This window comes from Vibrio sp. Isolate22 (assembly GCF_022398115.1).
Lineage (GTDB): Bacteria > Pseudomonadota > Gammaproteobacteria > Enterobacterales > Vibrionaceae > Vibrio.
The window spans coordinates 17,645-28,760 of sequence record NZ_JAKEUW010000019.1 but is presented as its reverse complement, the minus strand read 5'-3'; the positions used below and the strand labels follow the sequence as shown (position 1 = coordinate 28,760).

Genomic DNA, 11,116 nt, shown 5'->3' with positions numbered 1-11,116 from the left:
TGCCTGAGAAGTATTCATCCAATGATAGAGCTCGATATGCTCACGGAATTGAAATGTTGCGTGAATAAGTTAGGCCTGAAGTGATTGTATTTATGTGATATTTCTCATTATCAATGGTAAATATGTAGATTGTGTGATAGAAAATAACCACAAAAAGTGTTGGCTAAAAATGAATTTTAAGGTTGGTTATGGAACGCTCTCTCAGTGATACGTTTAAGAAAATTAACGATCAAACTTTGTTATTGCCTGACTTCCAGCGGGATTACAAATGGGGAACGGCAAAACAGCAAAGCTTACTTGCATCGATTCTACTTAAGTTTCCGGTTGGCAGTTCCTTGATTTTAGAAGGGCAGTCAAACGATTTTGCTTTGCGTAAAATTGGGGAAACGGTTCAACACACTTTAGCTAGTGCTGATCCCTGCGAATATTTGCTCGATGGGCAGCAGAGAACAACTACACTGTACAATGCATTTAATGATGTGTTTGACTTCTCTCAGTTCTCTGACCAAGCTGAACTGTCCGAATTCATTTCGAAAAAAGCCAATCCGATGAAAGTTCGTTGGTTTATTCGCGTGCCGGTTGTTGGTAAGGCGAATGAAAACGTTACTGATGTTTTCAATGCTACTAAGGTCGTGTTTGATAAAGATGGCCTTGATCACTTTGAGCCAAATGATATCGTCGATATTTTTAACTGTGAAACGTTCAATGAGCGCAACAGTAAAGGTGTGTCTAAATGGTTTTCTCCATACAACCAAATTAAAGCCATCGAGACGGGTAAGACTAAACCACAGGTCATCACTCAATTTGTCAACGACTGTGTCGAATATGGCATGATTCCTTTGTTTATGATTGGTACCAAGTCGATCGTAGTAAACCGTATCTTAGAGGGGATTGCTGAAATCAACATGCAGGCAATCCGTGACAAATACGAAGACGATTTTTCCTTCATTAAAGAACATTACGATACAGCACAGCTTTTTGATGGTATTGACTCCATTGAAGAGTGTGAAGAAAATAGTATTGTCTACTCAGAAGAAATCGAAAAAATCTTCATCACTTGTAAAAGTGAGTGGAAGAATAATGTTTCTAACTACTTAATTCGTGATATTTTTGATGACTATAAACTCAATAGTCTCGTGACCAACGATATTCGCCGAGCTATTCCTATTTTCTGCCACTTGAACGATGGTGGCATGAAGCTTGATGACTTTGACTTGGTATCAGCTAAAGTTGCAAAGAGCGTTGCTGGGGATACGTCTACATACTCACTCAGCTCTATCATTCGTTCAATGTTTATTAAACCTGTTACTCTTTGTTCTTCGCTTCAGCACGCGAGTGGTGCATCCGGTGGTCTGTATCTCAATGAGCTAGACAGTTTGTCTGATGGTTTACCTTCTGGTTACCTTTCTAAGGCGATTCTCGCTATCTGTACTGCATTAGCTCGCCGTGAAATTGAGCTTGAAGCGGGCAACGATTTTGAAGTGAAGAAAAAAGATACCAGTTCAAAAACGTTACTGAGTCTAGATACTGAAATTATCCGCAAGTATATTGAAACTGCGACTTTAGCAGTACAGCGCGCATATTCGTTCCTATTGATTCGCTGTGGTGTTCATAACTCTAACAAGCTGCACTATAAGCTAATGATTCAGCCTATCGCTTTCATTTTCGCGGAAGAGCGTTTTTGGAATGATTCTGCGGTGCATAAAAAAGTCGAGTTCTGGTATTGGACGAGTGCGTTCTCTGGTCGTTACCTTTACGATCAAAGTGCAGTAGTGATTGATGATATTAATCAGTTGTACAACTGGGTTGCTAACGGAGAGGGACAGGTAATCTTGGATCGAGAAACGCAGATTTTCCAAGATGACAAGTTTGCATCTAAAGACCTGTTGATGCAGCGTTTAAATGAGTACCCGAAAGAAGGAATTCATAACCTGATTTTACAATACGTTTTGAGTGTGTCGCCAAGTTATGACTTACATGCAACAGAAACTAAGCCACTCAATGCATTCAGAAAGAACGAGCAGGATGACGTTGTGTTGTGGCCGGCGAATGCGTCAGATGGTTTGAATGACCACCACATTATCCCTCTGGGATCTGTAAAGGGACTGGGCCAAAAAACCGAGGATATCCGCCAAGACCCTAACCACATTTTAAACAGTCCATTAAACCGGGTACTGATTTCTGGTGCGGCGAATAATGTGATTAGCTCAATGGACCCCTCGCGTTATTTTGCTGATATTCCACAAAACAATATTGTGATGAATTCGCTTCTGATCGGTGGTTCGTTTAAACGTATCTCTACTAGTTCCACGATAGAGGATATTGAAGCTGCTTTGTCTGATCGTTTTAACGAGCTGGAAAGCTCTTTGAAGTCTCGTTTGTTGAGCTTACGCGTCTAAGCTTAACGTACCTACCATAATCTTATAAGGCGCTTTGTATGTTGTACAAAGCGCCTTTTTTATTGCAGTCTTCACTTATTTGTAGCAAGTTATACAGGCGCCACCACCCTCTTCAAGATCGTACATTGCGTCCATGTCTAGCGTGTCGATGAGCATGCTTTCATCGACCATTGCATGCATACCTAAGCGGCGTTTTCTCTCACGTTGCTTTTTCTTTTCGAACCGAGCCTTTACCTTCTCATGGTTTTCTTTGATTTGTTTGATGCGCTCGGGATCTTCGAGCGTTTCTAATGGTTCATTAGGGCCCATCCAAAAGAAGGTTTCACCATTGGCACTGGTTTCCGCTCTTTTCTCATAAGACTTTGCTTCTTCAAAGGCTTCTGGGTGCTCTTCACGTAGGCGAACCCATTCAATCTTGCGTTGGAAGAAGCAGAACGTACAGCCTGAACGAGAGCGCCAGTCGTAGTACTTGGGTAAACCCAATCCGGCACTATCAAGAATGTCGAGTACTCCCTGTTTCTTTATGCCGTCTTCTGCAAATGGCATTTTAATAGTGAGGTACTTTTGGTTTTCATTCGGACGGTAACCGTCTCGCCAGGGTTCATCTGCGCGAATACCGACATAAGAGATGACTTCATAGCCATCATTAAGAAAAGGTCGAATCCATTTTTCAAAGGGCTCGAGTTTCATGCGAATCGTACACCACCGTTGCTGACCAGCGGGTAGAAAATTATTGTGTTGCTCTAACCAATAATCGAACCCTTTCTTGTCATTGATGTGCAAAATTGGTTTACCCAGTACAATTTCAAGTTGTTCTAGGTATTCATACACCTCGGGTAGTTCTTTGCCAGTATCAGTAAAGAAATACTCGATATCGAGTTCAGGATAGTTTCTAGCCATGTACACTGCAAGAGCAGCACTGTCCTTACCTCCTGATAAGCCAAGGACATGTTTTACCTTACGTTTATCACTCATTAATAATACCTGCGTGCGTTAACTTTGCGCTTCGAGCGATTTTCTTAGTAGTTGTTGTAATAGATTGATTTTATGGAAATCATCGAGCCCTGAGAGCTGGCGTTCAATCGTAATTATGGTACTTTTCAGCTCTTCTGTTTCTATTGCTCTGATTTCTCGTTTGAACGATGTCAGCTTGCCGTCATCCCCTTCTAAAACGAGGGAGACCAACTTTGTTTTACTGGATGGGAAGGCTGCACCGCTGCTATTACGTTGGGATTTCACTACACTCAAAAAATCTTGGGCGTAATCACTGATTTTGTTTGACGCAGTCTGAAGGATACCTTCGTTCCAGTTCTGTTTTCCGCGTCCGATGACGATCTGAATGATGCTTTCCAGCCATTGTAACAATCCTGTGTCACTTTTCGCGAGTTCGCGTGCGAACGCCTTTAAGCGCAAGTCGCCGGAGTTTTGCTCGACATATTGGCACATATCCACAAGCTCTTCGCCACTTTCGGGGAAAATGGTTTTCACCTTGATTTTAATCGCGGCAAGCATCTGCTCGTGCTTTTGTCTCAATGTCTTAAAGCAGTCCTCTAACACATCGATTTGACTCGCAAACTCATCAGCACCAAAGGCGATTAACTCTTTGCGTAAGTCTTTGATGAGTAGTGTATGCGGGTCATTGGCTTGTAAAAATAGATCTCGGATCCTCAAATAGGTTCTATTGCGCTCGTCATTGTCTGGGAAAATATGGTGCGCGTTTTTTACCCAGTGTGGAAGGTTGTGCATAGTCGTTACTAATGGCGTCGCGACAGAAAGGATGTTATTGGATACATCACGGTTAGTTTCAGACGCCGCGAAAATCGCGAGATGCTGCAACCATTCTTTCTCATCTTTCGCCAAAACAATGTATTTAACGGCGAGATCGCCCGGATTCTTGATCAGTTTGTGGACATATTCACTATCTGGTTCTGTAATAAAGGCAAATTCACCAGACATATCTTTTTCGTAAAAGGCGATTTGTTCACCCATCGATTTCAAAAACGCGAGCAAGTAGATCGGGATGACACCTTTTGTTAAACCAAAAGGCGCGTTTGCCCAAAGCTCCGCGATTTCAGATAAGTCGACCTCGTTGCCCTTGCGATCTTTTAGGCGTTTTTCCGCAGCGGCGAATACTGCATTTAATTTTTTATCTAGGTTATCTCTAAACCAATGCTGCCCTTTTTCACCTTCAGCTGAGTGAATGTTAGTATTTTTTAAGCAGCTGATATACATTGATTTCTCCGGTGGAAACCCTTTAATACCCAAATCCTCTCGATCTTCTGCATCAAGCATCGCTTCCAGTAGTTTTTTCAAAGCGGAAACCGCCGTACCAGAGAGTTTGTTACGGTTAACTAGCTCATTAAGAATTCTAGGGGCTTGATGGAATATGCTGTCAGCGGCAAAAGTGGCGATTTCACTCATCGTTTCTTTACCATAGACCATGCCATTGTGTATCCATCGCGAGTTACTGAAGGCGGTAGTCAATGCCCCGTCTAAAGCCGATTGAGCGTTAAACGAGCGTGCTCTATGTTCTTCCCTAGCGACCTTGTCGTGCGTCAGCGCTGCGCCAGTGGTCTTGTCACTTTTGATGAGCTCCAGTGCGTACTTTTCATTAGCTAGACCGATGATTTCATTTGCATTAGGTGCACATGCGATCATCAATGACTTATCATTGCGTGTCAGCTCAAGTAGGCGATCTTCTGGTTCTTCTTTTAGCAATAACAAGAAGTTTGCAAACTCGCCACTCCGAGATCGAATAAGGGTCGGCATATCGATATAGTTGAGTTGCATCGCTACGGTTTGAGCAGCCCATCTCAATGTACCAAATTCATGATAGTGGCCTTTTGCAATTACTTGAGAACTAAAGTTAATGCGCTCAATAGCTTCGTGGCTGTTATGCAGTTGTTCTATTTTCTCTTCTACTAAGCCTGCAATATCGAGATCGGAGCCTTCAAATACGACCCAAGAAGATAAGTACTTTCTAAAGACTATGCATGAGGTTTCTTTGAGCCGCTGTAAGCATCCTTTTAGCTGCTTTTTATCGGTAATCTCCGTTGCGGTAAGGAGTATGGTTTCCGTCGCTGTTAGGTTAGCTGATTTACCAAACAGGGTAATTAATGAGATAGCTTTAAGCAATGCGATGCATTGTGGTGAAAAATCTTGTTTGAGCGCTTTTCTTATCGCATCCGCCGCTGTTGCCCATCCATGTCCATCAGGAGAGCCCAATATTGCGTGTTCCATGTTAGCTTCAAGATAATCCCACAGATGGCTAAGATCGTATCGAGCGTTTTGGTTACTCGTTTGTTGTAAGAAAAGTTGGAAGCTGAATTGCTCGTACGAGTTTAAAAAGCTGAATGTACTGCGTTCGTTTTGACTAAAGCGCCTCTTGGCGATAGGCCCTAGTAGTAATGCTGTTAATGGGTGAAGTGGAACACATTGCTCTAGGCGCGTGAGTAGCAACTCTTTACGCTGTTGTTTGTCTTCAAGAGCTGAGAGTACGCGTTGAACGAGATCATCACCACTACGGTGTGGTGATGTTGTTTTGATCGAGTTACTGATCAGCGCGACTGTTTCATCGGTCGACACATTGTACAGAATGTCGCTGTAACGGCCTTGAATTTTGGCCCATTCATCTTGTAGTTTAGTGCCGCGCTCTTTTGCATACTCACTGAATGCTTGATGTAGCAAGCCTAAGAAAATGACAGGAGTATCAATGCGAGAGAGCTCTTCAGCAATGTCTTGGAATAAGTGTAAATCCCCCCCGCTTCGGTTAATGAACTCTAAGCTTTTCCCCATCTCATCGGCAATGATCAATACACCATCAACATAAGGCGCGACATCATCAAAGAGAGCCTTCCATGAGCTAATCAGTTCGCTATCACTCTCAACACTGGCTTTACGGTACTTGTTAAGCACTTTGGTCTTATGCGTCTTAGGGTGCTCCTCAAGTGCTCTCAACGTGGCACTCCAAAAAGATTCGATAGGGCCATTGACGCCTCCTACGGCACGTATTTGTAGCCATCCCTTCTGATATGGTGTGCTCTCTTTTAATAGTGATTGTGACTCTGCATTAATGGAGTTGATTGCAGCACTACGGATACTTGAGTCAGCATGCAATAGACCTGCCATGAGCAGCGCTACCGTCGATTTACCGGACCCGTAAGCTCCTGTTAATGTGTAAGCGCTTTGTCCTGTTTGGCCGTACTGGCGAAAGAGTGTTTCTAAGGAAGCTTGTGCTGTCCCGTGATAAACCAAGCCAGGAAAGAAGTCGGCGCTCAAGTCACTATCGATACGGGTTGAACGTTGGTGGCGTGTAGCGATAGAGTATTGTTTACTGAGAGTCACGCTTATTTTTCCTCTGGTTGGTAGTAGTGTTTAAGGTACTGGCTTGGGTCTATGCAATCGATGCTGTCAAAAGAGTGCTGCACTTGTCTTAAGCCCTGAGTATCGGTCCAAGCAATTTTGCCGTCAGTGAGTGTTTCGACTTGATCCAATTTGTCACTCAACCCTACGGAAGATAGGCGGAATATTCGGCCTGGGGAGCCTATGTCATTTAACAATGCGTCAAAAGATAAGGTGTTGACCTTGCTACCTTTATGTTTTTTCTGCATGTAATCAATCAGTGCATAGGTGAAAATTTCGACGGGCAAAGATGGACGTCGAGTAAGCTCCGCAATGTAGCTTTTAGCGTCCTCTTGTTTTAATAGGCCGAGTTCGGTAAACGGAGAGGCAAAGCTGTCTTCGTTGATTTTGTTGGTCTGTAACGATTTGTGTGCATACATTTGTAAAAGACAATCAATGTCTTTATTCAGCGTTGCTTCTGTGAGTTCTTTTTCATGATTCGCCAGTGCGTCTTTGATTTCTGTCGCTAAGGACTCTTTCTTTACTTTTATTCCATTGAAATAATTAAAGAAAAATCTAGAAGCGTTAAGTTCAGCTTTAGTAGGCTCGATAGATTGCAACAACCAATGTAGGAGCCAAGTTGTGCCTATTTTATCGAGGTATTCATCATACGCAGTATGCTCGTATTTGTCCGTAAACAAGCGCTCAGCAAGCGGTGTCAATTGATAAATCTGTTCTTTGTTATCGATACAAATCACCAAGTTGAGCGCACGGATCCAGTGTCGAACAGACAGTACCATGTTCTTACCTACGCCCATCGATTGCATTTGCTGCTCTATGTTCGATTTACTAGAAAGGGATTCACCTTTTACAACTTCTTGAATAATCTTGTAAATCCACCCGTAACGAATAGGGAAAGTTTGATGTCCGGAGAATTTCAGTGTCGTAGATTCGATGTTCAATGCGCTTACCTTGCTGAATTGGAGATTTTATCCAAACAGCGATCTTACACATTAATACCTTCAGGTCTAGCCGCTTTTGCTGAAAGGTGATACGGGGCTGTTTTTTTATACAGTGATCGGGTCATTACGTTCACTGAAGCTATTTGGTAATATCCTTTGTGCAGTTTAGTGTATGATGGTTAACTAATAGGAATCTATGATGTCATTTTTATATTAATCATTGGGTTAGTTATATTTTATTGAGAAGTGCTTTATAGGGAAACCCAAATCGGTATACGATACACCTTTATAGCGAACTTCAATCCTTGGCTAGAGTTTTATTGCTTATAATGAACAATTACTATGACTATGCTGCTTCTACGCCGGTCTCTCCACAAGTTTTAGATGCCATGAAACCTTGGGAGAACGAAAAGTTTGCGAATGCCTCGTCAGCTCACCAAGCGGGACGTGTCAGCACTCAGGCAATCCAACAAGCAAGAGAGTGTATTGCTGAGAAGATAGGAGCGCTACCGAGTGAGATTATTTTTACAAGTGGGGCCAGTGAAGCGAACAACCTCGCACTAAAAGGTGTTGCTTTCAAACATCTAGATAGTAAAAGCCACATTATTACTTCAGAGATTGAACACAAGTGCATTCTTAATACTTGCGCATTTCTCGAGTCAATCGGCTTCGAAGTGACTTACCTCGCACCAGATAGAGATGGTCGTATATCGCCATCGTCTCTCGCAGCTGAAATACGAAGTAACACTATTTTGATTTCCATCCACCACGTTAATAATGAACTTGGGACTATTCAACCCATAGAAGACTTTGGTGCGATAGCTTTTAAGCATAATATCCCCTTTCACACTGACGCTGCACAGAGTTTTTGTAAATGTGATATCGATGTAGACGATATGGATATCGACATGCTCTCGTTATCAGGTCACAAAATCTACGGTCCGAAAGGCATAGGCGCACTTTACATACGGGACGCCAGAGACTCTGAACTCGTCCCACTGATCCACGGGGGGGGGCAAGAATTAGGGTTGCGAGGCGGGACCTCTCCTACCCCGTTGATCGTTGGACTTGCCGCGGCGGTGGAATCGTATCCAACAAAATCAGGCTTTATCGAAAAGCAATTTCTCGACGTAATGGCACATTTTGATTTTACAAGGAATGGCGGCGCATCTGTAGTTCCGTCGACGTGGAGTGTTACATTTCACACGGATGAAGAAGTGAAGCGCTTTACGAGCGAGCACCCTTGGCTGATTTCTCAAGGTTCTGCGTGTAATGCGCTCTCAAATGTGGCTTCACATGTCCTTACAGCGATTGGTATGCCCGAAGATGTTGCACGACGCACTTATCGTATCAGCCTTCCACCATACCAGTTCAGTGAGAGTTGAGCCTAAAGCCAGAGACAGTTTTTCCAGCTTGAAGCAAGCGCTCTTCGTACATTTTTCGGTGCAAAATGACTTCAATTGTTGGCGTTGTTCCTAAGAGCTTTGATAGTCGCAGATCAAAGCGCTTTTGCTTTTCATACTGCCCACTCTGTTTATCAAGCAACAAGTGTTTATTGAGTAAGGGTGGGCGGTGCTGTTCATCTACATAGTCAAAAAAATCGATATCTTGATCTGCCATCTTTATTTTTGTTCTTTCGACTAAATACGGGACTGATTCTTCGAAATCATCGTATTGAGTCAAGGTAAGCTTCCCGGAGTTGATATGTATTTTGATCAAGTCAATGCTGTCATCGAGCTCACCGTACATCTGCAAAGCGGCTCCAATATAAACGCGTAAAAGAAGCGGTAACTGTTCTATATAGATCTTGTGGAAAATTAGAGAGTGTCCTTCGTTGAGGATGCTCGCCGGTAATTGCTGGTGAGCTTTGACACACTGCTCTCCAATGAGCTCCGTATCTGCGATCGCAAAAAGTAACTCGGTCGCGAGATTAATGGCCGTACGATAATCATCAAACAAGGCTTTAATATCACGCTTTAGGCTTTCAGGCTGTTGTGTGTAGGGTTTGCGCTTGTCAAATAGCCCAATAGCAAAATAGACAAGTAGGTCCTCTTTTCGGGATTTCTCTGCATTGGCAAATTCTCGTGTATCGAACATTTCCTGAAGTAAACGAAACACTTTTTTATGAGAACCAATTAAACTTCTCACTTCTTCAGAACGGTTAAATTCGTCATTCGCCGGTATCCGGCCAAGTTCCAGACATACGTTCCAAAAATCATCAAACAAAGTGCTGTTTTGGCTAATGACCAACTTGGCTTTATCTTTACTCTCTATAGGCTGAGGCGATGTCAGTTGCTGCCAAGTATGGTGTCGCTGGTACTTACTTTGGAGGTAACGCTGTTCTTCTAGCTTATCTTTGAATATGTAGAAGATGCCCGGTGCAACAGCAATAGCATCCTCTTGCAAAGAGCGTTCTAAGTACCCCTTGAATTCTGATTGCGCGTAGTATTTTTGGAACGTGTTTCTCGACGTAATCACTCCGTCTTTATAGGGTTGGAACTGCGCAATATACGAATCGTTGGCCAGCATTACCGAGACGACCAGTACTTTGTTTGCTAGCTCCCAAGCGCTCAATAGTGCTTCAAGACGTTCATCTTGGTCTTCGATAACATTTAGGACAAACCCCAAGTTCACAATATCCGAATTGACTTTATCGTTATCAGGTGAGAAAACCGGATCCCAGCCCAACGCATCGAGCCCGTGTGCTTCAAGCTCTCTCAGGTCATCCCCTCGGCCACATCCGTAATCGAAAATAGAAAACCGCCCATCTAGGTAACCTTGCTTCGCCAATGTTTTCATCGGGCCTGATAGTTCATGACGTACAATGGCTGTTTTGTGGCGATCTATCCCTGTATCTTTTTGAGCATTACTGAATGCATCCGGTTCGGCTTTCAGTATCCTCCCATCGACTAACTGGTATCCCTTTTTTTGGATCAAATTTAACCACGACTGTTTGAAGCCAATAGTGCGGGTGTTCTCGTATAGGCCCGCAGCCTCTCCTTCTTTAGTCAGTGCGGTGAAGAGCTCAAAATGGTCACTGCCTGGTAGAATCATCGTCTCTTTTCGATGCAGAATCGGTGGATTTTCTGAAGAGCGATAGCAAGTCACTTTATGACTAAGTTTGCTCAGATCTACATTCAGGCTCTGCTCTAACGCTGGGTAGGAAGCGGTATAAAAGGTAGGGTAATTCAACAACGATAAACGGAATTCCTTTTTAAACAGCTTAATGAGGTTCCATTGGTCGTCCGGTAAGTTTACCGCTTGAGCAACCGCCCGTACGAACTTTTCTAGTGAGTGGGGAAGTTCACTCATAGCATCCCTATGCAGGTAAACCGCATCGGGAAGCTGCTTCCCTATACGAACCTGATTGACAAGCTGTTTAAATAGTTGGAAATCCATATATATCACCCTTGG

At 43.3% G+C, this 11,116-nt stretch carries 6 protein-coding genes; 2 read left to right on the top strand and 4 right to left on the bottom strand.

The features are described from left to right. Positions 1-188: 188 nt before the first annotated feature. Positions 189-2,399 carry a DUF262 domain-containing protein gene (locus tag L1D55_RS12830; protein WP_239917677.1) on the top strand — a complete coding sequence of 737 codons (2,211 nt, stop codon included), beginning with the start codon at positions 189-191 and terminating at the stop codon, positions 2,397-2,399. A 75-nt stretch (positions 2,400-2,474) separates the two neighbouring features. Here L1D55_RS12830 and L1D55_RS12825 read toward each other — a convergent pair whose 3' ends face one another. From L1D55_RS12825 to L1D55_RS12815, 3 genes are read right to left on the bottom strand one after another with little or no spacing between them, the layout of a single operon-like run. Next, the gene (locus L1D55_RS12825; protein WP_239917676.1) at positions 2,475-3,374 is read right to left on the bottom strand and encodes a phosphoadenosine phosphosulfate reductase family protein; all 900 of its coding nucleotides are present in this window, start codon (positions 3,372-3,374) and stop codon (positions 2,475-2,477) included. Between the two features lie 18 nt (positions 3,375-3,392). Beyond that, a complete protein-coding gene (locus L1D55_RS12820) occupies positions 3,393-6,743 on the bottom strand; it encodes a hypothetical protein (RefSeq protein WP_239917675.1) in 3,351 nt (1,116 codons plus the stop codon). A 2-nt stretch (positions 6,744-6,745) separates the two neighbouring features. After that, complete coding sequence (locus L1D55_RS12815) at positions 6,746-7,702, bottom strand: DUF4007 family protein (RefSeq protein WP_239917674.1); 957 nt, start codon at positions 7,700-7,702, stop codon at positions 6,746-6,748. Between the two features lie 329 nt (positions 7,703-8,031). On the opposite strand from L1D55_RS12815, the gene L1D55_RS12810 reads away from it, so the two are divergent. Next, on the top strand, positions 8,032-9,087 hold the full coding sequence (locus tag L1D55_RS12810) for a cysteine desulfurase family protein (RefSeq protein WP_239917673.1): 1,056 nt from the start codon (positions 8,032-8,034) through the stop codon (positions 9,085-9,087). Here L1D55_RS12810 and L1D55_RS12805 read toward each other — a convergent pair. Next, positions 9,074-11,101, bottom strand: coding sequence for a DNA phosphorothioation-associated putative methyltransferase (locus tag L1D55_RS12805; RefSeq protein WP_239917672.1), 2,028 nt, complete (start codon positions 11,099-11,101; stop codon positions 9,074-9,076). The genes L1D55_RS12810 and L1D55_RS12805 overlap by 14 nt on opposite strands. Positions 11,102-11,116: the final 15 nt, after the last annotated feature.